This is a genomic window from Microbacterium sp. GXF7504, from assembly GCF_054798235.1.
The window spans coordinates 193903-217637 of record NZ_JBSJZI010000002.1; the positions used below are offsets into that span (position 1 = coordinate 193903).

The window sequence follows — 23735 nt, forward strand, 5'->3', positions numbered from 1 at the left end:
TCAGCCGCCGGCGGCGATCGCGAGGAGTGCCGCCCGCAGGGGCCGTGCCCGATCCGCGAACGCCCGCTGGTGCGCGATGTAGGCCTGCTTGCCCGCCTCCGTCTCGACCGGGATCGGGTCGAGCCCCCAGCCGCGCAGGTCGTACGGCGAGGCCTGCATGTCGACCGCGCGGATGTCGCGGGCGAGCTCGAACGCGTCGAGGAGCAGCGCACCCGGCACGAGCGGGCCGAGCTTGACCGCCCACTTGTACAGGTCCATGTTCGCGTGCAGGCAGCCGGGCTGCTCACGCGCGGGCTGGTCGCCACGGGTGAGGGCGAGGGCGTTCCGCGGCGCGGCGTCGGGGGTGAAGAAGCGGAACGCGTCGAAGTGCGTGCAGTGCAGCTCGTGCGACTCGACGACGGCGTCCGTCCCGGTGGGTCCGAGTCGCAGCGGCACGGCGTGCCGGGTGCCCGGCTCGCGGTACACCATCGCCCACTCGTGCAGCCCGTAGCAGCCGAACCGCGGGTTCCGCTCGGCGGTGGCGCGCAGGATGCCGGTGACCGCCCGCAGCAGCGGCGCCTTCTCGCGACGGAATCCGACCGCATCCACGATCACGCCGTCGCCGTCGGGGAGGTACCAGCGCCAGGCGGTCCGTTCCGGGGCGCCCTCCAGTCGCACATCGGCGCCGGGATGCCACCGGCGCAGCACCGACGGCTTGTACGAGTAGTACGTGTACAGGAAGTCGTCGACCGGATGCGTGAGGCCGCGCCCCACGCGATGCCGGCGTCCTGCCGTGAGCCCGTCCGCCCGGTCGGCGTGCAGCTGCTCGAGCGTCCGCCACTGCTCCTCGGGGAGGGTGCGGGCGGGAGCGGTGATCACCCCACGAGGATACGCGGGCTCACTCCGACGCCGGTTCGATGAGCTCGGGGGAGTCGTTGCGGACGTTGCCGACGGCCTTCGAGACCACCCGCATGTCGAGCGTCTCCGCGACCGCCGGGGCGGCGTCGATCGCCGCATCCAGCACGTCGCGCACGTTGTCGGTGTCGGTGTCGAGCCACGCGTCGGCGAAGTCGGCGTCGACGAACAGCGGCATCCGGTCGTGCACCGAGCCCAGCGCGCCGATCGAGTCCCGGGTGAGGATCGTGAACGACAGCAGCCAGCGGTCCGGGTCGTCGTCCGCCTTCGACGCGTCCTTCCACCACTCGTACAGCCCGGCGAGGAAGAGCGGCGAGTCGTCGGCCGGGTGGATGAAGTGCGGGATCTTCGCGCCCTCGTGCTGCTTCCACTCGTAGTACCCGGTCACCGGCACGATCGCCCGCCGCTTCTGCAGGGCGCCGCGGAACATCGGTTTGTCCTCGAGCTCCTCGGCCCGCGCGTTGAACGCGCGCACGCCGATGCCCGGGTCCTTCGCCCACCCCGGCACGAGCCCCCACCGGGCCGGCTCCAGCCGACGCGTCGGCGGATCCGTCTTGGCGGAGTCCAGCACGATCGCCGCGGTGGCGGTGGGCGCCACGTTGTACGAGGGCGGGGGCAGTCGGTCGCTCTCCTGGTCGACCCGCAGCACCCCGACCAGCTCGGAGGCGACATTCGCCACCACGAAACGTCCGCACATGCGGTCAGCCTACGGGCGGGGTCAGACGTCCCGCATCAGGCCGAGCGCCGCGATGCGTTCCATGAGTTCCGCGCCGTCGTCGCCGGTCACCCACGGCACCTCCGCGGCGGAGTGGTCGTCCACGGTCGTGCGGCCACCGGCGAGCACGGCCTCGGCGGGGGTCAGACGGCGGATGGCGACGGCCGACACGTTCGTCGGGTGCGCGGCGGTGAACGCCGTGTAGATGTCGTCGTCGTGCTGCCCGTCGTCGCCGACCAGGAGCCAGGAGATGCGCGGGAACTCCCGTGCCAGCCGCTCCAGGTTCGCCGCCTTGTGCTCGCGGCCGCTCCGGAACCATCGGTCGTGGGTCGGCCCCCAGTCGGTGAGGAGCATCGCCCCCGCGGGGAACAGGTGCCGACGGAGGAACCGGGTCAGCGTCGGCGCGACGTTCCACGCGCCCGTCGACAGGTAGATGATCGGGGAGCCCGGATGCTGCTGCACCAGCCGCTCCAGGAGCACGGCCATCCCGGGCACCGGCTGGCGGGCGTGCTCGTTCAGCACGAAGGAGTTCCACGCCGCCACCAGGGGGCGGGGGAGCGCGGTGACCATCACGGTGTCGTCGACGTCGGACACGACGCCGAAGCGCACGTCGTCGCCGATGACGTACACGCGCGTCTCGATCGGGGCGCCGCCCTCGACGGTCATCGTGAGGGTGCGCCAGCCCGGTGCGAGCTCCGCCGGGAGCGTGGCGTCGATGACGCCGCCACGGTCCGCCACGATCTCGTGCACGACCCCGTCGATCGTCACCTCGACCTGCGCGAACCCGACCGGGACCGCCACGAAGCTGCGCCAGCCGCGGACCCCGGCGTAGGCGTCGGAACCGCGCCGGGCCTTCGGCGGGATCATCACACGACCGAGCACGCGCACCCAGGTCTGCGAGCCGTAGCCCGGGAACGCGGCGATGTCGGGGAGGAGTCCCCGGCGGCGGGCACGCCGCTCACGCCAGGCGTGGAAACGCCGTTCGAGCCGTGCCAGCCACAGCACCTTGACGGGGACGGGGCCTGGCGCAGTCATCCCCTCAGTCTTCCACGGCCCGCCGCGCGGGCTCCGACCCCTGTGGTTCGTCGTCCTGCAGGTGGCGCCGTTCGAGTCGGGTGAGGAGCTTCTTGCCGAGCACGACCAGCAGCAGGAAGGCGACGACCCCGCCGACGAAGAGGTAGCCGGCGAAGTGGATGCGCTCGGACAGTTCGCGATACGTCCCGGCGGCGACCGCGGCGAACCCGATGTACAGCCCCGCCCACAGCGCGCACGCCGGGACCGTCCAGGCGAGGAAGCGGCGGAACGGGTAGCCGGCCATGCCGACCGTCAGCGGGACGAGCGAGTGCAGCACGGGGAGGAAGCGGGAGATGAAGATGGCGGGGCCGCCGCGTCGGCGCAGATAGCGGTCCGCGCGGTCCCAGTGGCGCTCGCCGATCCAGCGACCGAGCCTCGACCGGCGCAGCCAGGGCCCCAGGTAGCGGCCGAGGGTGTACCCGACGGATTCGCCGAGGAGCGACCCGGCGACCACCGCGATCCACAGCACGACCCCCTGCAGGATCGTCGTGACGCCGGTGCCGGCGACGATGACGACCGTGTCGCCCGGGACGACGAGGCCGACCAGCACACTCGTCTCCAGTGCGACGGCGAGTCCGGCCAGCAGCACGCGGGCGACGGGCGGCACGCTCTGCACCGCGTCGAGCAGCCAGGTGAGGGCCTCGTTCACGACACATGAGCCTAGGGGGATCCGGTGCCTCTAGCCTGAGAATCATGCCCACATCGCCGACGATGATCGACGTGTCCGGACGCTGCACGCCGGCGCAGGCGTTCGCGGCGCTCGCCGCGGAGCCGCACCGGTTCTGGTTGGACGCCGGCCCCGACGCGACCGAGGGGTGGAGCTGGGTCGGCGCGGGGCGCCCGGACGACCCGGCGCGCGTCGCCGCGACGCCGCTGTCCACGGGTGCGGGCGACGGGGTCCCCGGACCGCTCCGCGGCGGCTGGGTGGGGTGGACGGGGTACGAGGCCGGTGCCCTCGAAGCGGGCGCCCCGGTGCACCCGGATCCCGATGCGATGCCGGCCGTGCGCTGGCTGCGCGTCGAGCGGGTCGTCGGGTTCGACCACGCCACCGGCAGGGCCTGGGCGTCGGGCGCCGACGCCGCCGACTGGATCGCGCGTGCGGCGACGTGCTCGCCCGAGCCCTGCGCCCCGGTGCCGCCGCGCACCGCCACCGCGCGCGTGCGCCCGGAGGAGTACGCGCTCCGCATCGAACGGGCGCGCGAGGCGATCCGCGCGGGCGACGCGTACCAGCTCTGCCTCACCACGCGGTTCGAGGTGGCGGGGCCGATCGACCCGGATGCGGTGCACGCGGCGCTGCGACGGAGTTCGCCCTCGCACCACGGCGCCTACCTCCGCACCGACGGGCACGCGCTCGTGGGCGCGTCGCCCGAGGTGTTCCTCGAGGTGCGCGACGGCGTCGTCCGCACGTGCCCGATCAAGGGCACCCGGCCCCGCGGCGCGACGCCCGAGGAGGACGAGGCCCTGCGGGCGGAACTGGCGGCCAGCCCGAAGGAGCAGGCCGAGAACGTGATGATCGTCGACCTCATGCGCAACGACCTCGCGCCGGTGTGCGAGACCGGAAGCGTCAGCGTCGAACGGCTCCGCGAGATCGAGAGCTACACGACCGTGCACCAGCTCGTCAGCGCGGTGGCCGGCCGCATCCGTCCGGGCACCACGGTCGGCGACCTCTTCCGGGCCGCGTTCCCCGCCGGCAGCATGACCGGCGCGCCGAAGCTGTCCGCCATGACGCTGCTGCGGGGGATCGAGGACGCGCCGCGGGGCGTGTTCAGCGGCACGGTGGGCTGGATCGCCGACGACGGCACGATGGACCTCGCCATGGTCATCCGGACGGTGCTCGTGCACCCGGACGGCGCGTACGTCGGTGCCGGCGGCGGCATCACCTGGTACTCGGACGCCGCCGAGGAGGTCGCGGAGGTCGGGGTGAAGGCGAGGGCGCCGCTGGCCGCCCTCGGGGCCCGGGTCCCGGCGGGCTGGTGAGCGCGTCGGGTATCCTGAAGGATGCGCATCGCGCAGGATTTCCCGACTTCCCCTTTCCGTAAGGTTCCTCTGTGTCAATGAGTTCTCCCAACGAGCACACCGACGGCGGCGTCGACGTCCACGCCATCCAGGCCAAGTGGCAGCGTCGGTGGGAGGAACTCGACCCCTTCCGCGCCGGTGACGAGCAGGACACCCGGCCGCGCAAGTACGTGCTGGCGATGTTCCCGTACCCCTCGGGCGACCTGCACATGGGGCACGCGGAGAACTACCTCTACTCCGACATCGTGGCGCGCTTCTGGCGGCACCGCGGGTACAACGTGCTGCACCCCATCGGGTGGGACTCGTTCGGCCTGCCCGCCGAGAACGCGGCCATCAAGCGGGGCGCGAACCCCGTCACCTGGACCTACGACAACATCGCCCAGCAGAAGTCGAGCCTGAAGGCCTACGGCGTCTCCTTCGACTGGAGCCGGGTGCTGCACACCTCCGACCCGGAGTACTACCGCTGGAACCAGTGGCTGTTCCAGCAGCTGTACGAGAAGGGGCTGGCGTACCGCGCCGAGAGCCCGGTGAACTGGTGCACGCACGACCAGACCGTGCTCGCGAACGAGCAGGTCATCGACGGGCACTGCGAGCGCTGCGGTCACCCGGTCGTGAAGAAGAAGCTCACGCAGTGGTACTTCCGCATCACCGAGTACGCCGACCGCCTGCTCGACGACCTGAACCAGCTGGAGGGCTTCTGGCCGCAGAAGGTCATCCAGATGCAGCGCAACTGGATCGGCCGCTCGGTCGGCGCCGACATCGACTTCGAGATCGAGGGCCGTGCCGAGAAGGTGACGGTCTTCTCCACCCGGCCCGACACGCTCTACGGCGCCACCTTCATGGTCGTCGCCCCCGAGTCCGACCTCGCCGCCGAGCTCGTCTCCGAGGCGAGCGCCGAGGCCCGTGCGCGCTTCCAGGACTACCTGGAGCAGGTGCGTGCGATCACCGACATCGAGCGGCAGAGCACGGACCGCCCGAAGACCGGTGTGTTCCTGGAGCGCTACGCGGTCAACCCGGTCAACGGGGAGCGGCTGCCGATCTGGGCCGCCGACTACGTGCTGGCCGACTACGGGCACGGCGCCGTCATGGCGGTGCCCGCGCACGACCAGCGCGACCTCGACTTCGCCCGCGCCTTCGACCTGCCGGTCAAGGTCGTCGTCGACACGACCGCGCCCATCACCGGCGCGATCCCGGTCATCGAGCTGGACGACGACGGCAACCCGATCGACCCGTTCGAGGGGCAGGAGACGCTCGACGAGCTCGACCCCGCCAAGACCGGCGTGGCACTGACCGGCGAGGGCCGGCTCATCAACTCCGGTCCGCTGGACGGGCTCAGCAAGCGCACCGCGATCGCCCGCATCACCGAGCAGCTGCAGGCCGCCGGCACGGGGCGTGCGTCCAAGAGCTACCGCCTGCGCGACTGGCTCATCTCGCGCCAGCGCTTCTGGGGCACCCCGATCCCGATGGTGCACGGCGAGGACGGGAAGATCACCCCGGTCCCCGACGACCAGCTGCCGGTGCGCCTGCCCGACCCGACCGGGCTCGACCTGCTGCCGAAGGGCACCTCGCCGCTCGGCGCCGCCGCCGACTGGGTCACCACGGTCGACCCGGAGACCGGCGAGCCCGCGCGCCGCGACCCCGACACCATGGACACCTTCGTCGACAGCTCCTGGTACTTCCTGCGCTTCCTGTCGCCGCAGAATCAGGACCAGCCGTTCGACGGCGTGCAGGCGCAGAAGTGGTCCCCGGTCGACTTCTACATCGGCGGCGTCGAGCACGCGATCCTGCACCTGCTGTACGCGCGGTTCATCACCAAGGCGCTCTACGACATGGGGCACGTCGACTTCACCGAGCCCTTCTCGAGCCTGATCAACCAGGGCATGGTGATCCTCGACGGCGCGAAGATGTCGAAGTCCAAGGGCAACCTCGTGCTGTTCCAGGAGGAGCTCGACGCGCACGGCGCGGACGCGCTCCGCGTCGCGCTGGCGTTCGCCGGTCCGGTGGAGGACGACAAGGACTGGAAGGACGTCTCCACCACCGGTGCGACGAAGTTCCTGGCCCGGGCCCTGCGCATCGCCGGCGAGGTCACGAGCCCGGTCGACGTGGTGTGGGCGGAGGGTGACGCGGCGCTGCGCCGTGTCACGCACCGCCTGTGGGCCGAGGCCCCGTCGCTCATCGAGCAGACGAAGTTCAACGTCGTCGTCGCGCGCCTGATGGAGCTCGTCAACGCGACCCGCAAGACGATCGACTCGGGCGCCGGTGCCGGCGACCCCGCCGTGCGCGAGGCGGCCGAGGCCATCGCGATGGTGCTCGACCTGTTCGCCCCGCACACCGCGGAGGAGATGTGGGAGCTGCTCGGCTACCAGCCCTCCGTGGGGCTCGCCGTCTGGCGTCAGCCCGACCCGACGCTGCTCGTCGAGGACACCGTCACCGCGGTCGTGCAGATCGACGGCAAGGTGCGGGCCACCCTCGAGGTCTCCGCGCGCATCGACGGCACGCAACTCGAGCAGCTCGCCCGCGGCGACGCCCGCGTGCAGCGCGCGCTCGGCGACAAGCAGATCGTCCGCGCGGTCGTCCGGCCGCCGAAGGTCGTCAGCTTCAGCACGAAGTAGCCGGGCCCGAGCCCGTCCGCATCGGTCCTCCCCAGCATCCGGGGAGGGCCGATGCGTGCACCGGGGACCGTCCGGGGCGGCCCGGCCATGCGCTGCGCGCTTAGCGTCGCGGGGTGGACACGGGTGAGCCGGATGCGGCGCCGCGGCGCGTGCGACGCGGTGTGGCCGCGGCGATCGTCGTGCTCGTCGGCGGGATCGCGGTGGTCGTCGTGGGCGGCGTGCTCCGTGGCGTCGTGGGGACCGAACCGGTCCCGGTCGCGACGCCGACGGTGGCCGTGGTGGCGCCGGCGGGGGTCTACGTGCACGTCGCGGGTGCCGTCGCCGCGCCCGGGCTCTACCGGCTGCAGGCCGGCGCCCGGGTGGTCGACGCGGTCGCCGCCGCCGGCGGCCTCGCGGCCGACGCCGATCCGGCGGCGGTCAACCTCGCGCGACCCGTCTCCGACGGTGAGCAGCTGCACGTGCCGCGCGTGGGGGAGCAGCCGCCCGCATCCGCCGGCGCCCAGGGCGGTGTCGGAGCCGACGGCACGGTGAACCTCAACACAGCCGACCTCGCCGCCCTCGACACCCTGCCGCGGATCGGTCCCGCCATCGCCCAGCGCATCATCGACTGGCGCGACGAGCACGGGCCGTTCACGAGCGTCGACGACCTGCTGGCCGTGCCGGGGATCGGCGAGAAGATGCTCGCCGCCCTCCGCGACCTGGTGCGGGTGTGAGCAGCGCCGTGCGGCTCGTGCCGGTGGCGGCAGCCGGCTGGGGTGCGGCGGCGCTCTCCGTCCTCGTCCCCGGCGCGGCGTTGCCGGTCGCGCTCGGGGCGGTGGCGGCGGTCGTCGCACTGCTGGGCGTCCTGGGGCGGGGCCCGGGCGTCCGTGCCCGCAGGACGCTCCTGGTGGGCCTGCTGGCGGCGACCGTCGCGGGCGGGGCCGCCACCGCCGTGGCCCTCGCTGTGCCCGAGCGCGACCGGGTCGCGGCGTGGGACGTGTCGGGCGGCCGCGCGCTCACCGCCGAGGTGGGGATCACCGGGAAGACCGTGCCCACCGCATCCGGCGGGGCACGCGCCGACGCGGTGCTGCAGGTGCTGCGGGCGGGCGAGCGGGCGATCCGTACGTCGGTGCCGGTGACGCTGCTGTTCGACGCCCTCCCCGCCCTCGACATGGGGGGCGCGGCGGTCGTCGAGGGGACCGCGTTCCCGGCCGACCCGGGGGAGCGGGCGGTGCTCGTCGTCCGCGTCGCGGAGGTCGTCGCGGCGACCGCGCCCACGGGTCCCGCCGCCGTCACGGCATGGTTGCGGGACCGCACGCTCGCGGCATCCGAGGCGCTGCCGCAGCCCGCCGCCGGCCTCGTGCCGGGGCTCGCGGTCGGCGACACCCGCGGCGTCGGCGCCGAGCTGGATGCGGCGATGAAGGCGTCCTCGCTCACGCACCTGACGGCGGTGAGCGGCGCGAACTGCGCGATCGTCGTGGGCGCCGGGTTCTGGTGCGCGGCCGCGGTCGGACTCGGGCGCGCCGCACGCGTCACGGTGTCGCTCCTGCTGCTGTCCGGCTTCGTGCTGCTCGTGACGCCGGAACCGAGCGTCGTGCGGGCGGCGGTCATGGCCGGCGTCGCGATGCTGGCGCTCCTCCTCGGTCGCGCGGCCGCCGGGCTCGGCGTGCTGTGCCTGTCGGTCGCCGTGCTGGTCGTGCTCGACCCGTGGCTCGCGCTGGAGGTCGGGTTCGCGCTCTCGGTCGCCGCCACGGCGGCGCTCCTCACCCTCGCGCGGCCCCTCGCCCGGGGTCTGGCCCGGTGGATGCCGTCGCCGGTGGCGCTCGCGATCGCGGTGCCGCTGTCGGCGCAGCTCGTGTGCGGCCCGATCATCGTGCTCATCGCACCGCAACTGCCGACCTACGGCGTCTTGGCGAACCTCCTCGCCGCACCGGCCGCGGCCCCGGCGACGGTGCTGGGCGTGCTCGGCTGTCTCGCCTCGGTGTGGCCGCCGGTACAGCTCGTGCTCCTCTGGCTCGCGTGGGTCCCCGCCGCGTGGATCAGCGGCACCGCGACCGTCGCCGCCGGCCTCCCTGCGGCGCTCCTGCCGTGGTGGGAGGGTGCGCCGGGGGTCATCGCCCTCGCCGCGGTGGGCGGCGCCGTGGCGGTCGCCGTCGCCGTCCGCCCGCGCGGCAGGGCCGGGCGGGGCGCCGTGCTGGCCTCCCGCGGCGTGGTCCTCCTCCTCGCCGGGTGCGGGGTCAGTGCCCTCGCGCTCGCGACGGTCGTGGCGCCGGCGACCGTCCCGGGGCGCTGGAGCGTCGCGGCGTGCGACGTGGGCCAGGGCGACGCCCTCGTCCTCCGTTCGCAGGGCCGCGTCATGCTCGTCGACACCGGCCCCGACCCCGCCGTGCTCGAGACCTGCCTGCACCGGCTCGGCGTGGGACGGATCGACGTGCTCGTCCTCACCCACTTCGACCTCGACCACGCGGGCGGTCTCGACGCCGTCGCCGGACGCGTGGACGTGCTGGTCCACGGCCCGGTCCCCGACGGCGACGAGGACACGCTCGCGGATGTGGGTGCCGTCCGCGAGGTCGCGGCCTCGACGGGGACGACGGGGCTGCTGGGGGAGGAGCCCTGGCGCGTCCTCTGGCCCGGGCCCGCCGCATCCGTCCCCGGCAACGACGCGAGCGTCGTCGTCGAGGTCGGCGGCGGGGCGATGCCGCGCACCCTGCTGCTCGGCGACCTCGGCGCCGACGCGCAGCGGCTCCTGGTCGCGTCCGGGGCGCTCCGGCCCCCGTACGACGTCGTGAAGGTCGCCCACCACGGGTCCGCCGACCAGGACCCCGCGCTGTACCTGGCGGTCGCGGCGGCCGTCGGGATCGTCCCGGTGGGCGCGGAGAACACGTACGGGCATCCGCGCGCGGAGGCGCTGGCGATGCTGGCGGCCGCCGGCACCGCCGTGGCCCGGACCGACCGCGACGGCCTCGTGCTGGTCGACGCCGGCGACGCCGGGCTCACCTGGTGGCGGGAGCGCGCCGACGGGGCCGCACGGCGGGAGCGTCGGCGGCGGCGACTACGCTGGAACCATGGCAGCTGTGCGGCGATCGACTCCGGCGCGAGGCGGCAAGACCGCGAAGTCCGCCATCCCGCAACTGCCGTGGCGGCAGCCCCGTCCGGCGCCGATCGTGCTGGTGTCCGGCCCCGAGGAGATCTGCGCCGAGCGCGCCATCGCGGCGGTGCGTGAGCAGCTCAAGGCCGAGGACCCGACGCTCGAGGTCACCGACATCGACGCCTCCGACTACGTCTCCGGCACCCTGCTGACCGTGACCTCGCCGTCGCTGTTCGGCGAACCGAGGCTCGTCCGCGTGTCGGGCGTGGAACGGTGCTCCGACTCGTTCCTCGCCGAGGCCGTCTCCTACCTGTCGGCGCCGCAGGACGGCGCGACCGTCGTCCTGCGCCACACCGGCGCGAGCGTGCGCGGCAAGAAGCTGCTCGACGCCGTCCGCGCCGGCACGGGCGGGGGCGTGGAGATCGCCTGTCCCGCGGTCAAGCGCGAGTCCGACCGGTACGACTTCGCCGCCGGTGAGTTCCAGGCGGCGGGCAAGCGCATCGCGCCGGCCGCGCTGCGGGCGCTCGTCGCGGCGTTCTCCGACGACCTCACCGAGCTCGCGGCCGCGTGTCAGCAGCTCATCAACGACGTCGAGGGCGACGTCACCGAGCCGATCGTCGACCGCTACTACGGCGGGCGCGTCGAGACCTCGGCCTTCACCGTCGCCGACGTCGCGATCGCGGGCCGCTACGGCGACGCCCTCGTGGCGCTCCGGCAGGCGCTCGCCTCGGGCGCCGACCCGGTGCCGATGGTCGCCGCGATCGCCATGAAACTGCGCGGGATGGCACGGGTCGCCGGCAGCCGCGAGCCCTCGGCCGCGCTGGCATCGCGGCTCGGGATGAAGGACTGGCAGGTCGACCGTGCCCGGCGCGACCTCTCGGGCTGGACGCAGGACTCCCTCGGGCTCGCGATCCAGGCGTGCGCCCGGGCCGACGCCGAGGTGAAGGGCGCCTCGCGTGATGCGGTGTTCGCCCTCGAGCGGCTCATCACCGTCATCGCCACCCGCGCGCCCTACGCCACCCCCGCCCGCTGACGCCGGGGGTCTGCGGCAGCATCCGCACGAACTTCGGAGAAAGTGCCGAGGTCCGGAGATTCTCAGCCGCATCCTGCGAAGTACGCGCGATTCTCCGAGGTTCGGGAACGGCGGGTGGTCGAGGGGCGCGGGATTCTTCGAAGTTCGGACCCCCGGAAACGACGAAGGCCCGCCGGAGCGGGCCTTCGCGACGGATGCGACGTCTCAGAGCGACGCGACCTTCTTGGCGATCGCGGACTTGCGGTTCGCGGCCTGGTTGGCGTGGATGACGCCCTTGCTGACGGCCTTGTCGAGCTTCTTCGAGGCGAACTGCAGGGCCTTCTCGGCGGCGGCCTTGTCGCCACCGGCGATGGCCTCGCGGGTGCGGCGCACCGCGGTGCGGAGCTCGCTCTTCACGGCCTTGTTGCGCTCGCGGGCCTTCTCGTTGGTCTTGATGCGCTTGATCTGCGACTTGATGTTTGCCACGTGTCTTCTGACTTTCGTTTCTGTGAGAACAGGGAGGTGCCGGTCGGCAGAAGAGGGCTGCGTCGCGGCGGTCGTGGAGGCCTGGGAAAGCCCACACGCAAGCCAAGGAGCGAGTTTATCAGGTTTCCGCGGTCGCCCCGGCACCGCGCTCCACGACGGCGATCGCCAGGTTCAGCACGGCGTTGAACACGTCCGGCCGCATCGCCGTCACCAGGTGCGAGGTGCGCGGCACCACGATGAGCTCCGAGTCCGGCACGAGCCGGGCGAACCGGCGCTCGTTCACCCGCAGCTGGTCGTACTGGCCGTTCACGAACCACACCGGCACCCGGATGCGGCTCGCCGCCGTCTCCAGGTCCAGCTCCGACAGCGCACGCAGCGCGATGTGCTGCGTGTCGAGGGCGTAGCCGCCGGCGCCGAAGTCGTGCCGGGTGTGCACGGGCAGGGTGCGTTCGAGGATGTAGTCGGCCGCCCACATCGCGCGCCCCGGGAGCACGTCGGCCGTGCGGGTGAGCGCGCGGTAGGTCGCGAGCCCCATGCCGCGGGGCAGCGCGGTGCACGACGCCGCCACGAGCGCGGCGATCGGCGGCTCCGGGTCGGTGCCGGCGTACTCGACGCACAGGAGCCCGCCCATCGAGTGCCCGACGAGGATCACCGGGCCGTCCGCTGCCGCCGCCTGCACCGCGCGGTCGATCGTCGCGAACGCCTCCGGCAGGGTGAACGGCTCGGCCATGCGCGAGCCGTGGCCGGGCAGGTCGAGCGGATACGCGGCGACGCCGCGCTCCCGCAGGTACGCCGTCTGCGCGCGCCACATGGTCGCCGAGGTGCGGATCCCGTGCACCATCACCACCGAGACGGTCATGCGGCCAGCGTACGACCCCCGCGGCCCGGTACGATCGACGGGACATGTCACCCCGCGCCCTTACCCCTCTCGAGCCGTCTGCGACCCCTCCAGAGCTGATCCGCAACTTCTGCATCATCGCCCACATCGACCACGGCAAGTCGACCCTGGCCGACCGCATGCTGCAGATCACCGGCGTGGTCGCCGACCGCGACATGCGCGCCCAGTACCTCGACCGCATGGACATCGAGCGTGAGCGCGGCATCACGATCAAGAGCCAGGCGGTGCGGATGCCGTGGGCCACGGCCGACGGCACGTTCGCGCTGAACATGATCGACACGCCCGGCCACGTCGACTTCACCTACGAGGTCAGCCGCTCGCTCGCGGCCTGCGAGGGCGCGATCCTGCTGGTCGACGCGGCGCAGGGCATCGAGGCGCAGACGCTCGCGAACCTGTACCTCGCGCTCGAGAACGACCTGCACATCATCCCGGTCCTCAACAAGATCGACCTGCCCGCCGCCGACCCCGACAAGTTCGCGGCCGAGCTCGCCGGACTCATCGGCGGCGACCCGGAGGACGTGCTGCGCGTCAGCGGCAAGACCGGCATGGGCGTCGAGGCGCTGCTGGACCGCATCGTCGAGCAGATCCCGGCCCCGGTCGGCGACCCGGACGCCCCGGCGCGCGCCATGATCTTCGACTCCGTCTACGACTCGTACCGCGGCGTCGTCACCTACGTCCGCATGGTCGACGGCAAGCTGGAGCCGCGCGAGCGCATCCAGATGATGTCGACGAAGGCCACGCACGACCTGCTCGAGATCGGCGTGTCCAGCCCGGAGCCGGTGCCGACGAAGGGGCTCGGCGTCGGCGAGGTGGGCTACCTCATCACCGGTGTGAAGGACGTCCGCCAGTCCAAGGTCGGCGACACCATCACGAACCACCGGAAGCCCGCCGCCGACGCGCTGCCCGGGTACACCGACCCGAAGCCGATGGTGTTCTCCGGCATCTACCCGATCGACGGCAGCGACTACGCCGAGCTGCGTGAGGCGCTGGACAAGCTGAAGCTCTCCGACGCGTCGCTGCAGTACGAGCCGGAGACCTCGGTTGCCCTCGGTTTCGGCTTCCGCTGCGGGTTCCTCGGGCTCCTGCACCTCGAGATCATCACCGAGCGCCTGTCGCGCGAGTTCGGGCTCGACCTCATCACGACCGCGCCGTCGGTCACCTACGAGGTCACCACCGACAACGGCGAGACGGTGTCCGTCACGAACCCCAGCGAGTACCCGGACGGGCGCGTGGCCGAGGTGTCCGAACCGATCGTGAAGGTCGGCATCCTGCTGCCCAAGGACTACGTCGGCACCGTCATGGAGCTGTGCCAGTCCCGCCGCGGGACGCTGCTCGGCATGGACTACCTCAGCGAGGACCGCGTCGAACTGCGCTACAACATGCCGCTCGGCGAGATCGTGTTCGACTTCTTCGACCACCTGAAGAGCCGCACCCAGGGGTATGCGAGCCTCGACTACGAGCCCGCCGGCTCCCAGACCGCCGACCTCGTCAAGGTCGACATCCTGCTGCAGGGCGAGAAGGTCGACGCGTTCAGCTCGATCGTGCACCGCGAGAAGGCGTACTCCTACGGCACGATGATGACCGAGCGGCTGCGCAAGCTCATCCCGCGCCAGCAGTTCGAGGTGCCGATCCAGGCCGCCATCGGCGCGCGCATCATCGCGCGCGAGAACATCCGCGCCATCCGCAAGGACGTGCTCGCCAAGTGCTACGGCGGTGACATCACCCGCAAGCGCAAGCTCCTCGAGAAGCAGAAGGAGGGCAAGAAGCGCATGAAGATGGTGGGTCGCGTCGAGGTGCCGCAGGAGGCGTTCATCGCCGCGCTCAGCGGCGACGTCGAGGGCAAGGACAAGAAGTGACACACTCCCGGGTTCGTCCCGGGTTGACGTTCTAGGCTGGGACACATGCGCCGCGGGACCTTCAGGGACGAGACCGTCGACTACGCCGCCGTCGGCGCGACGCAGGCATCCGACCTGCTGCAGTATCCGCCGGAGCGGAGCCTGCCCTGGCACGAGTCGTGGAAGATCGGCTCGGGCGAGGCGCGGTTCCGCGCGGCCTCCGAGGCGCTGCTGTCGTGGCACGCGCAGAAGGACGCCGGCCTCGAGCTGCGCGACGTGCGCCCGGCCTCCGGCCCGGCCTACACGGGCGTCAGCTTCGACGAGGAGGGCAACCCGGTCGCGCCCACCCGGCTCGAGACCGACCAGCGCTTCGACGCGGACGGCACGCCGTTCGTCGGCGCCGGCGCGACCGTGCACCTGCACGGGCGGGTCGCCGGGCAGCGGGCGGATGCGGAGCTGCGGGTGATCTTCGTGGTCGAGGAGAAGCGCCGCGTTGGGTTCGCGCTCGGCACCGTCGGCGGGTCGGTCGTGTCCGGCGAGGAGTCGTTCATGCTCGACTGGTACCCGAACGACGAGGTGTGGTTCACCGTGCGCTCCTTCGACGCCCCCGTCGCCCTGCTGTACAAGGTGCTCCCGGTGCTGACGAAGCGGCGCCGCCACAAGCTCATGCAGCGCTACCTGCGGGCGATCTCGCCGATGTACACCTCGTCCTGATGGCGCCCTCCGCCCTTCCCGTCGGCGATCCGGTCCCCGCCGACGGTGCGCTGCCGATCGCGTCGGTCGACCCGGACGTCGACTTCGGCGTGTACCTGCACGTGCCCTTCTGCCGGGTCCGCTGCGGGTACTGCGACTTCAACACGTACACGGCCGAGGAGCTCCGCGGCACCCGGCGCGAGGACTATCCGCTCTCGGTGGCGGGGGAGCTCGAGCTCGCGCGCACCGTGCTGGGCGGGCTCGGCCCGATCCGTCCCGCGCAGACGGTGTTCCTCGGCGGGGGCACCCCGACGCTCCTGCCGGGCGAGGCCCTCGCGGCCATGCTCGGCGGCATCCGTGACGCCTTCGGCATCGCACCCGGCGCCGAGGTGACGGTCGAGGCGAACCCGGACACCGTGACCGACGCGCTCGCGGAGCAGCTCGCCGCCGCCGGCGTCACCCGCCTGTCGATCGGCATGCAGTCCGCCGTCCCGGAGGTGCTCGCCGCCCTCGACCGCACGCACGACCCGGCGAACGTCGCGACGGCCGTCCGCGCGGCACGCGCCGCCGGACTCGACGTGAGCGTCGACCTCATCTACGGCGCACCGGGGGAGCGGCTCGATCAGTGGCGCGCCTCGGTCGAGACGGCGCTCGAGCTCGGCACCGACCACCTCTCCGCGTACGCGCTCATCGTGGAGGAGGGCACGCCGCTCGCCCGCCGCATCCGCCGGGGCGAGGTCGAGGCGCCCTCCGACGACCTGCAGGCCGACATGTACGAGCTCGTCGACGACCTCGCCGCGCAGGCGGGGCTCGCCTGGTACGAGGTCTCGAACTGGGCGCGCGGCGACGAGCACCGCTCCCGGCACAACCTCGCGTACTGGCGCGGCACCGACTGGTGGGGCCTCGGCCCCGGGGCCCACAGCCACGTCGGGGGCGTCCGGTGGTGGAACGTGAAGCACCCCGCCGCGTATGCGCAGCGGCTGGCCGCGAGGCATTCGCCCGCCGCGGCGCGGGAGGTCCCGGATGCGGAGGCGGCGCGACTCGAACGGGTGCTGCTGCGGTCCCGCATCCGCGAGGGCCTCGACACGGCCGAGCTCAGCCCGGAGGGCCGTCGTGCGGTGGCGCAGCTCATCGCGGACGGACTGGTGGAGCCGCGCGACGCACTGGCCGGTCGCATCGTGCTCACCCGCCGCGGCCGGCTCCTCGCCGACGCGGTGGTGCACACCCTCACCGCCTGAGGCCGCGTCCAGGGTGCTCGCGGTAGACTTGGCACTCGCAGGGATGGAGTGCCAGCGGGAGGAGGGGGCGTGGTCACCGAACGAGGACTCGAGGTGCTTCGCGCGATCGTCCAGGACTACGTGGAGACGCGCGAGCCCGTCGGCAGCAAGTCGATCGTCGACCGCCACCGGTTCGGCGTGTCCGCGGCGACGATCCGCAACGACATGGCGATGCTCGAGGACGAGGAGCTCATCGCGGCCCCGCACACGTCCTCCGGTCGGATCCCGACCGACAAGGGCTACCGCGTGTTCGTCAACCACCTCGCCGAGATCCGCCCGCTGACGCCCGCGCAGCGCAACGCCATCACCTCCTTCCTCTCCGAGCCCACCGACCTCGACGACCTGCTCGCCCGCACCGTCCGCGCGCTCACGCAGCTCACCGGTCAGGTGGCGCTCGTGCAGTACCCGTCGTTCGAACGGGCCAACATCACGCACGTCGAACTCGTGCACCTCGGCGGCAGTCGCGCGGTCGTCATCCTGGTGACCGACACCGGCCGGGTGTCGCAGCGCATCGCGACCGTGCCCGAGGACCTCGACGAGGCCGACGTGGCCACGCTCCGCGCGCGGGTCTCGGTGCTCGTCACCGGTCGGTCGGTGCGTGAGGGGACGGCGGTCGTCGCCGCCGCCACCGGATCGATCCCCGCGGAGGGACCACGCGGCGATGTGGCCCTGCGCGGCGTCCTGCGCGTGGTGGCCGAGGAGCTCGAGGAGTTCCGGCAGGACCGGCTCGTGATGGCCGGCTCCGCCAACCTGGCCCGGAGCGAGGGTGACTTCCGCGGCAGCATCTCGCCGCTGCTGGAGGCGCTCGAGGAGCAGGTGACCCTGCTGCGCCTCGTCGACGAGATGGTCGCCGACGAGCAGGGGCTCGCCGCGTCCATCGGACGCGAGAACCAGCCGTTCGGCCTCGAGGAGGCCTCGGTGCTGGCGAGCGACTACGACTCCAGCGTCGGCCGGGCACGCGTGGGCGTGCTCGGACCGGTGCGGATGGACTACCCGAGCAACCTCGGTGCGGTCCGGGCGGTCGCCCGGTACCTCAGCCGGTTGCTCGACGAGGACGAGCGCGCCCGGTGACGGGCGCGCATCGAGGATCCCGCGGGGACCGCGGGCAGGAAGGCGACAGTGGCTGACCACTACGAGGTACTCGGTGTGTCGCGCGAGGCGACCCCGGACGAGATCAAGAAGGCCTACCGACGGCTGGCGCGCCAGCTGCACCCGGACGTGAACCCGGGCGAGGAGGCCGCGGAACGCTTCAAGCTCGTGACGCACGCGTACGACGTGCTGAGCGACCCGGAGCAGCGCCGCCGCTACGACATGGGCGACACGGGCGGCGCGTTCGGCGGCGCCGGCGGCGGCTTCGGCGGGTTCGGCGACATCTTCGACACCTTCTTCGGGGGCGGCGGCGGGCAGCGCCAGCGGCCCCGGTCACGCCGGGAGCGCGGTCAGGACGCGCTCGTGCGGGTCACGCTCGAGCTCGGCGACGTCGTGTTCGGCGTGCACCGCGACATCGAGGTCGACACGGCCGTGCTGTGCGAGACCTGCGAGGGCGGATGCTGCCAGCCGGGCACCGCACCGGTCACCTGCGAGATCTGCCACGGCAGCGGGCACGTGCAGCGCACCGTCCGCAGCCTCATCGGCAACGTCGTCACGAGCCAGCCCTGCACCGCGTGCCAGGGCTACGGCACGACCATCCCCTACCCGTGCGCGACCTGCCACGGGCAGGGGCGCGTGCGTGCGCGCCGCACCGTCTCGGTCGACATCCCCGCGGGCGTGGAGAGCGGGCTGCGGCTCCAGCTCCCGGGCTCCGGCGAGGTCGGCCCCGCCGGCGGCCCGTCGGGCGACCTGTACCTCGAGGTCACGGTCGCGCCGCACGAGGTGTTCAGCCGGGACGGCGACGACCTGCTCGCCACGCTCGACGTGTCGATGACCGACGCGATCCTCGGCACCGAGACCCGCATCGAGTCGCTCGACGGTCCGGTCGACCTCGAGCTGCGCCCGGGCGTGCAGTCCGGCGACGTGCTGACGATCAAGGGCCGCGGCATCACGCCGCTGCGCGGCAACCAGCGCGGCGACCTGCGGGTGGGCGTGCACGTGGTGACCCCCACGAAGCTCGACCACAAGGAGCGCGCCCTCGTCGAGGAGCTCGCGAAGCGGATGAAGACCCCGGGTCCCCGCCTGGCTGAGTACCAGCAGGGGCTGTTCGCGAAGCTCCGCGACCGCTTCCGGAACGGTTGAGCCGTGGCGCTGCACTTCGTCGACCCCGCCGCGACGGGCGCCGGCCCCGGTGACGCGGTCGTGCTCACCGGCGCCGAGGCGCACCACGCCGCCGCCGTCCGCCGCGTGCGGGTCGGCGAGGAGGTCACGGTCGGCGACGGTGCGGGCGTCTGGCTGACCGGGACCTGCGAGCAGGTCGCCCCCCGCGAGGTCGTCGTCCGCGTGGCGGACCGGCGCGAGGTGCCGGCCGCGACCCCGCGGCTCGTGCTCGTGCAGGCGCTCGCGAAGGGCGACCGCGACGAGCTCGCCGTCCAGGCGGCGACCGAGCTCGGCGTCGACGAGGTCGTGCCGTGGCAGGCGGCCCGCAGCGTCTCGCGGTGGGAGGGCCAGAAGGCCGAGAAGGGTCGTGTCCGGTGGGAGACCATCGTCCGTGAGGCGGGGAAGCAGGCCCACCGGCCGTGGATCCCGGTCGTCGCCGCACCCGCCCGCACCGCCGAGCTCGCCGAGCGCGCCGCATCCGCGCTCGTGGTCGTGCTCGAGCCGACCGCGTCGACCGCGCTGACCGCGCTCGCGGACGACCTGCGCACCGCCGCGGAGATCGTCCTCGTCGTGGGGCCCGAGGGCGGCATCGCCCCCGAGGAGCGGGAGAAGCTCGTCGCCGCCGGCGCGCGCGAGGCGCGCCTGGGCGCCGAGGTGCTCCGCACCTCCACCGCGGGACCCGCCGCCATCGCCGCGATCGCGGTCGCGCTCGGCCGCTGGTGACGGGGCCCGGCCCGGGGCGGACCGGCGTCGATAGACTGGAAGGCATGAGCGAGCCCTCCGTCTTCACGCGCATCCTGCGCGGAGAGATCCCCTCCGAGATCATCGCCGAGACCGAGCGGGTCTTCGCCATCCGCGACATCGCGCCCAAGGCCCCGGTGCACCTGCTGGTCATCCCCAAGACCGAGCAGTACCGCGACGTCGTCGAGCTCGCCGCCGGCGACGCGTCGCTGCTGGCCGAGATGACCGACCTCGCCGCACAGCTCGCGGCCGAGCACGCCGACGGCGACTTCCGTCTCATCTTCAACCGGGGTGCCGGCGCTGGCCAGACCGTCTTCCACGTGCACGCGCACGTGCTCGCCGGCGGACTCGACGAGGGGAGCCTCGGTGAGTGACACCCCCGACCACGGGGACGCCGCCGCCGACGGCACCGGCGACCTGATCGTCGAGCGCCTGTTCGCCGACGGCATCGCCATGGTCCGGCTGCTCGGGCCCGAGGACCGCCTGCTGCGGGTCGTCGAACACGAGCACCCCGACGTCGACCTGCACGTGCGGGGCAACGAGATCACGCTGCAGGGCCCCGCCGACGCGGTCGCCGCGGCCCGCCGCCTCGTCGAGGAGATGCTGGAGATGACCCGTTCGGGCGTCGATCTCGAGCCGACCGAGGTGCGCTCGTCGCAGCGGATGCTGGACGACGGCGGGATGCGGCCGTCCGAGGTGCTGAGCGAGCCCATCCTGTCCTCGCGCGGGCGCGTCATCCGCCCGAAGACCCTCGGGCAGAAGCAGTACGTCGACGCGATCGACGAGAACACGATCGTGTTCGGCATCGGCCCGGCCGGCACCGGCAAGACGTACCTCGCGATGGCCAAGGCCGTGCAGGCGCTGCAGCGCAAGGAGGTCAGCCGCATCATCCTGTCGCGGCCGGCGATCGAAGCGGGGGAGCGGCTCGGGTTCCTGCCGGGCACGCTCACCGACAAGATCGACCCGTACCTGCGCCCGCTCTACGACGCGCTGAACGAGATGCTCGACCCGGAGATCGTGCCCAAGCTCATGGCGACCGGCACGATCGAGGTCGCGCCGCTCGCCTACATGCGCGGCCGCACCCTGAACGACTCCTTCGTCGTGCTCGACGAGGCGCAGAACACCACGCCCGAGCAGATGAAGATGTTCCTGACCCGGCTCGGCTTCGGCACGAAGATGGTCGTCACCGGCGACATCACGCAGGTCGACCTGCCGCAGGGGTCGTCGGGGCTGCGCCTGGTCACCCGCGTGCTGAAGGACATCGACGACATCCACTTCGCCACCCTCACCAGCGACGACGTGGTGCGCCACACGCTCGTCGGCCGCATCGTCGACGCGTACAGCGAATACGACGAGCGCCGACTCGCCGGCCGCCGCGAGCGGGACGAGGCCACCGAATTCGCGAACCGCGCGGAACGACGCGGCGCGCGCGACCGACAGACCAGACGAGGACGCCCATGACCATCGAGATCACGAACGAGTCCGGCGTCGAGGTCGACGAGACCGTCATCCTGCGGCTGGTCGAGAGCAACTTCCGGGAGCTGCGGATCAGCCCCGACGCGGACGTCGCCATCCTCCTCGTCGACGAGGGCGCCATGGAGGCGCTGCACGTGCAGTGGATGGACGAGCCCGGCCCCACCGACGTGCTGAGCTTCCCGATGGACGAGCTGCGTCCCGGCACCGACGACGCGCCCACCCCGCCCGGTCTCCTCGGCGACATCGTGCTGTGCCCGCAGGTGGCGCAGGTGCAGGCCGCGCAGGCGAGCCCGCCGCATCCGATGATGGACGAGCTCGTCATGCTCACCACCCACGGGCTCCTGCACCTGCTCGGCTTCGACCACGCCGAGCCGCAGGACGCGAAGGAGATGTTCGGCCTGCAGCGCGACCTCATCGTGTCGTTCACGCTCGCCGAACGGCGCCGCTCCCGATGACCGCGCTGCTGCTCCTGCTCGCCGCGGTCCTGCTCGTCGCCTTCGGCGGGCTCATGGCCGCGATCGACGCCGCGCTCGGCGTCACCTCGCGACAGGACCTCGCCGAGATGGCGGAGGAGGGGCGCAACGCCAAGGAGCTGCACCGCATCGCCGCCGACCCCGACGCGCACGCCAACGCGGTGGTGTTCATCCGCGTGCTGGCCGAGACGGCGGCGGCCGTGCTCGTCACCGCGGCGTTCATGGAGTGGTTCGACAGCATCTGGTGGGCGCTGCTCGCCGCCGTCGTGCTCATGACCGGCATCTCGTTCGTCGCCGTCGGCGCGAGCCCCCGCGCGTTCGGCCGCCGCAACGCCCCCGGGCTCCTGCGGGCGTCCGCACCGGTCGTCCGCGGACTCCGGGTGCTCCTCGGGCCGCTCGCCCACGGGCTCGTCGCGCTCAGCAGCAGGGTGACCCCCGGCGGCGCACGCGCCTCGTCGTTCGACACCGAGGAACAGCTGCTCAGCATGGTCGACGAGGCCGCCATGCAGGACCTCATCGAGGAGGACGACCGCGAACTCATCCACTCGGTCTTCGAGTTCACCGACACGTACGTCCGCCAGGTGATGATCCCCCGGACCGACATGGTCGTCGTGGATGCGGACGCCACCGCCCGCGAGACCCTCGGGCTGTTCCTGGACAAGGGCGTCTCGCGCATGCCGCTCATGTCGGCGGACGGGGAGGAGGTCGAGGGCATCCTCTACCTCAAGGACCTCGTGCAGTTCGCGTTCCGCAACGAGGCCGCCTGGGCGCATCTGCCGGCCGCGCGCATCGCCCGGCCCGCGGTGTTCGTGCCCGAGTCCATGCGGGCGGAGTCGCTGCTGCAGCAGATGAAGCGCGACGCCGTGCACGTGTGCATGGTCGTCGACGAGTACGGCGGCATCGCGGGGCTGGTGACCCTCGAGGACCTCATCGAGGAGCTCGTCGGCGAGATCGCGGACGAGTACGACCCGCGCCCCAGCGAGGTCGTCGAGCTCGAACCGGGCCGGTACCGCGTGAGCGCCAGGCTCGGGCTCGACGAGGTCGGCGACCTGTTCGGCCTCGAACTCGACGACGAGGACGTCGACTCCGTCGGCGGCGTGCTCGGCAAGGTGCTCGGCCGCGTGCCGCAGCCCGGCGACACCGTCGAGTACGAGGGGCTCACCCTCACCGGCGCGACCTCGCGCGGCCGGGGCCGGGGGATCGCGACGCTTTTCGTCGAACGCGTGCCGGTGCCCGAAGACCAGGTCTCCACCCGCACCGGTGAGATCCGCATCCGAAAGGACGAACGATGACCGCTCCCGAGCAGGCAGCCGATTTCCGCTGCGGCTTCGTGACCTTCGTGGGACGGCCGAACGTCGGCAAGTCCACGCTGATGAACGCGCTGGTGGGGGAGAAGATCGCCATCACGAGCGAGAAGCCGCAGACGACCCGCCGTGCCATCCGCGGCATCGTGAACCGCCCGGACGGGCAGCTCGTGGTCGTCGACACCCCCGGTGTGCACCGTCCGCGCACGCTCCTCGGCGAGCGGCTGAACGACCTCGTGGACGACGTGCTCGGCGACGTCGACGTCATCGCCTTCTGCGCCCCCGCCACCCAGGAGGTCGGCCCCGGCGACCGCCGCATCGCGCAGTCCCTCGACGGCTACCCGCGCGCCAAGAAGCTCGCGCTCGTGACGAAGACCGATGCGGCGACGCGCGACCAGATCACCCAGCGGCTCATGGAGGTCGACGCCCTCCGTGAGGACTGGACCGCGGTGATCCCGCTCTCGGCGCTCACCGGGGAGCAGCTGGACGTGCTCACCGGCGAACTCCTCGCCCTCATGCCCGTCTCGCCGGCGCTGTACCCGACCGACATCACGACCGACGAGGACACCGAGCACCGCGTCGCCGAGATCATCCGCGAGGCCGCGCTCTCGGACGTCCGCGACGAACTGCCCCACTCGATCGCCGTCGTGGTGCAGGACATCGCGCCGCGCGAGGACTCCGACATCACCGACGTCTACGCCGACATCGTGGTCGAGCGGGACAGCCAGAAGGCGATCATCATCGGCCACAAGGGCGCCCGGCTGAAGGATGTGGGCGCCCGCGCCCGCGCCGGCATCGAGCCGCTGCTGGGCTCGCGCGTCTACCTGTCGCTGCACGTGAAGGTCGCGAAGGAATGGCAGCGCGACCCCAAACAGCTCGGCCGCCTCGGGTTCTGAACCGGCACGGGGCCGG

The 23735-nt window shown here is 72.7% G+C and carries 22 protein-coding genes; 16 read left to right on the forward strand and 6 right to left on the reverse strand.

The features are described 5' to 3' along the window. Genes ACWAUO_RS05040 through ACWAUO_RS05055 form a run of 4 tightly spaced genes read right to left on the reverse strand, consistent with a single transcriptional unit; the run spans window position 1 to window position 3332 of the window. The gene (locus tag ACWAUO_RS05040; protein ID WP_460773611.1) at window positions 1-858 is read right to left on the reverse strand and encodes a 3-methyladenine DNA glycosylase; all 858 of its coding nucleotides are present in this window, start codon (window positions 856-858) and stop codon (window positions 1-3) included. 19 nt (window positions 859-877) lie between these two features. Beyond that, window positions 878-1591, reverse strand: coding sequence for an SOS response-associated peptidase (locus ACWAUO_RS05045; RefSeq protein WP_460773612.1), 714 nt, complete (start codon window positions 1589-1591; stop codon window positions 878-880). Between the two features lie 21 nt (window positions 1592-1612). Continuing rightward, a complete protein-coding gene (locus tag ACWAUO_RS05050; RefSeq protein ID WP_460773614.1) occupies window positions 1613-2644 on the reverse strand; it encodes an App1 family protein in 1032 nt (343 codons plus the stop codon). A gap of 4 nt (window positions 2645-2648) precedes the next feature. Continuing rightward, complete coding sequence (locus ACWAUO_RS05055; protein ID WP_460773616.1) at window positions 2649-3332, reverse strand: DedA family protein; 684 nt, start codon at window positions 3330-3332, stop codon at window positions 2649-2651. Between the two features lie 44 nt (window positions 3333-3376). On the opposite strand from ACWAUO_RS05055, the gene ACWAUO_RS05060 reads away from it, so the two are divergent. From ACWAUO_RS05060 to holA, 5 genes are all read left to right on the forward strand, one after another. Continuing rightward, complete coding sequence (locus ACWAUO_RS05060; RefSeq protein WP_460773618.1) at window positions 3377-4660, forward strand: anthranilate synthase component I family protein; 1284 nt, start codon at window positions 3377-3379, stop codon at window positions 4658-4660. 77 nt (window positions 4661-4737) lie between these two features. After that, a complete protein-coding gene (gene leuS, locus ACWAUO_RS05065) occupies window positions 4738-7311 on the forward strand; it encodes a leucine--tRNA ligase (RefSeq protein WP_460773620.1) in 2574 nt (857 codons plus the stop codon). A gap of 113 nt (window positions 7312-7424) precedes the next feature. Next, window positions 7425-8024 (forward strand): ComEA family DNA-binding protein, encoded by a 600-nt coding sequence (locus tag ACWAUO_RS05070; RefSeq protein ID WP_460773622.1) that lies wholly within the window; start codon window positions 7425-7427, stop codon window positions 8022-8024. Then, a complete protein-coding gene (locus ACWAUO_RS05075; protein ID WP_460773623.1) occupies window positions 8021-10513 on the forward strand; it encodes a ComEC/Rec2 family competence protein in 2493 nt (830 codons plus the stop codon). The genes ACWAUO_RS05070 and ACWAUO_RS05075 overlap by 4 nt, the downstream gene beginning before the upstream one ends. Beyond that, window positions 10461-11411 carry a DNA polymerase III subunit delta gene (gene holA / locus ACWAUO_RS05080; RefSeq protein ID WP_460773625.1) on the forward strand — a complete coding sequence of 317 codons (951 nt, stop codon included), beginning with the start codon at window positions 10461-10463 and terminating at the stop codon, window positions 11409-11411. Before ACWAUO_RS05075 ends, holA begins: the two co-directional genes overlap by 53 nt. 204 nt (window positions 11412-11615) lie before the next feature. Here holA and rpsT read toward each other — a convergent pair whose 3' ends face one another. Together rpsT and ACWAUO_RS05090 are read right to left on the reverse strand one after the other, a co-directional pair. Continuing rightward, the gene (rpsT, locus tag ACWAUO_RS05085) at window positions 11616-11876 is read right to left on the reverse strand and encodes a 30S ribosomal protein S20 (RefSeq protein ID WP_460773626.1); all 261 of its coding nucleotides are present in this window, start codon (window positions 11874-11876) and stop codon (window positions 11616-11618) included. Between the two features lie 118 nt (window positions 11877-11994). Beyond that, the gene (locus ACWAUO_RS05090; RefSeq protein WP_460773629.1) at window positions 11995-12735 is read right to left on the reverse strand and encodes an alpha/beta fold hydrolase; all 741 of its coding nucleotides are present in this window, start codon (window positions 12733-12735) and stop codon (window positions 11995-11997) included. A 44-nt stretch (window positions 12736-12779) separates the two neighbouring features. On the opposite strand from ACWAUO_RS05090, the gene lepA reads away from it, so the two are divergent. The 11 genes from lepA to era all read left to right on the forward strand — a co-directional run bounded on the left by lepA (window position 12780) and on the right by era (window position 23719). After that, window positions 12780-14630 carry a translation elongation factor 4 gene (gene lepA / locus ACWAUO_RS05095; RefSeq protein WP_460773630.1) on the forward strand — a complete coding sequence of 617 codons (1851 nt, stop codon included), beginning with the start codon at window positions 12780-12782 and terminating at the stop codon, window positions 14628-14630. Between the two features lie 45 nt (window positions 14631-14675). Next, on the forward strand, window positions 14676-15323 hold the full coding sequence (locus ACWAUO_RS05100; protein WP_460773631.1) for a DUF1990 family protein: 648 nt from the start codon (window positions 14676-14678) through the stop codon (window positions 15321-15323). Next, entirely contained in the window at window positions 15323-16540 is a 1218-nt protein-coding gene (hemW, locus tag ACWAUO_RS05105) for a radical SAM family heme chaperone HemW (RefSeq protein ID WP_460773633.1), read from the forward strand. The genes ACWAUO_RS05100 and hemW overlap by 1 nt, the downstream gene beginning before the upstream one ends. Window positions 16541-16609: 69 nt before the next feature. Then, a complete protein-coding gene (gene hrcA, locus ACWAUO_RS05110) occupies window positions 16610-17650 on the forward strand; it encodes a heat-inducible transcriptional repressor HrcA (protein WP_460773634.1) in 1041 nt (346 codons plus the stop codon). A 48-nt stretch (window positions 17651-17698) separates the two neighbouring features. Continuing rightward, window positions 17699-18811 carry a molecular chaperone DnaJ gene (dnaJ, locus tag ACWAUO_RS05115; protein WP_460773636.1) on the forward strand — a complete coding sequence of 371 codons (1113 nt, stop codon included), beginning with the start codon at window positions 17699-17701 and terminating at the stop codon, window positions 18809-18811. Window positions 18812-18814: 3 nt separating this feature from the next. Further along, on the forward strand, window positions 18815-19552 hold the full coding sequence (locus tag ACWAUO_RS05120) for a 16S rRNA (uracil(1498)-N(3))-methyltransferase (protein ID WP_460773638.1): 738 nt from the start codon (window positions 18815-18817) through the stop codon (window positions 19550-19552). A 44-nt stretch (window positions 19553-19596) separates the two neighbouring features. Next, on the forward strand, window positions 19597-19944 hold the full coding sequence (locus ACWAUO_RS05125) for an HIT domain-containing protein (protein ID WP_460773640.1): 348 nt from the start codon (window positions 19597-19599) through the stop codon (window positions 19942-19944). A gap of 79 nt (window positions 19945-20023) precedes the next feature. Next, window positions 20024-21031: a PhoH family protein gene (locus ACWAUO_RS05130; RefSeq protein ID WP_460774356.1), complete on the forward strand. Its 1008-nt coding sequence runs from the start codon at window positions 20024-20026 to the stop codon at window positions 21029-21031. Beyond that, complete coding sequence (gene ybeY, locus ACWAUO_RS05135; RefSeq protein ID WP_460773642.1) at window positions 21028-21501, forward strand: rRNA maturation RNase YbeY; 474 nt, start codon at window positions 21028-21030, stop codon at window positions 21499-21501. Before ACWAUO_RS05130 ends, ybeY begins: the two co-directional genes overlap by 4 nt. Next, window positions 21498-22811, forward strand: coding sequence for a hemolysin family protein (locus ACWAUO_RS05140; RefSeq protein ID WP_460773644.1), 1314 nt, complete (start codon window positions 21498-21500; stop codon window positions 22809-22811). The genes ybeY and ACWAUO_RS05140 overlap by 4 nt, the downstream gene beginning before the upstream one ends. Beyond that, window positions 22808-23719: a GTPase Era gene (era, locus tag ACWAUO_RS05145; protein ID WP_460773646.1), complete on the forward strand. Its 912-nt coding sequence runs from the start codon at window positions 22808-22810 to the stop codon at window positions 23717-23719. Before ACWAUO_RS05140 ends, era begins: the two co-directional genes overlap by 4 nt. Window positions 23720-23735: the final 16 nt, after the last annotated feature.

What these genes read in the sequence shown, in the direction of transcription:
- ACWAUO_RS05045 (WP_460773612.1), bottom strand. Translation starts at nt 1,591, where the DNA reads ATGTGCGGACGTTTCGTGGTGGCGAATGTCGCCTCCGAGCTGGTCGGG.
- ACWAUO_RS05050 (WP_460773614.1), bottom strand. Translation starts at nt 2,644, where the DNA reads ATGACTGCGCCAGGCCCCGTCCCCGTCAAGGTGCTGTGGCTGGCACGG.
- ACWAUO_RS05060 (WP_460773618.1), top strand. Translation starts at nt 3,377, where the DNA reads ATGCCCACATCGCCGACGATGATCGACGTGTCCGGACGCTGCACGCCG.
- leuS (WP_460773620.1), top strand. Translation starts at nt 4,738, where the DNA reads ATGAGTTCTCCCAACGAGCACACCGACGGCGGCGTCGACGTCCACGCC.
- ACWAUO_RS05090 (WP_460773629.1), bottom strand. Translation starts at nt 12,735, where the DNA reads ATGACCGTCTCGGTGGTGATGGTGCACGGGATCCGCACCTCGGCGACC.
- lepA (WP_460773630.1), top strand. Translation starts at nt 12,780, where the DNA reads ATGTCACCCCGCGCCCTTACCCCTCTCGAGCCGTCTGCGACCCCTCCA.
- ACWAUO_RS05100 (WP_460773631.1), top strand. Translation starts at nt 14,676, where the DNA reads ATGCGCCGCGGGACCTTCAGGGACGAGACCGTCGACTACGCCGCCGTC.
- hemW (WP_460773633.1), top strand. Translation starts at nt 15,323, where the DNA reads ATGGCGCCCTCCGCCCTTCCCGTCGGCGATCCGGTCCCCGCCGACGGT.
- ACWAUO_RS05125 (WP_460773640.1), top strand. Translation starts at nt 19,597, where the DNA reads ATGAGCGAGCCCTCCGTCTTCACGCGCATCCTGCGCGGAGAGATCCCC.
- ACWAUO_RS05130 (WP_460774356.1), top strand. Translation starts at nt 20,024, where the DNA reads ATGGTCCGGCTGCTCGGGCCCGAGGACCGCCTGCTGCGGGTCGTCGAA.
- ybeY (WP_460773642.1), top strand. Translation starts at nt 21,028, where the DNA reads ATGACCATCGAGATCACGAACGAGTCCGGCGTCGAGGTCGACGAGACC.
- ACWAUO_RS05140 (WP_460773644.1), top strand. Translation starts at nt 21,498, where the DNA reads ATGACCGCGCTGCTGCTCCTGCTCGCCGCGGTCCTGCTCGTCGCCTTC.
- era (WP_460773646.1), top strand. Translation starts at nt 22,808, where the DNA reads ATGACCGCTCCCGAGCAGGCAGCCGATTTCCGCTGCGGCTTCGTGACC.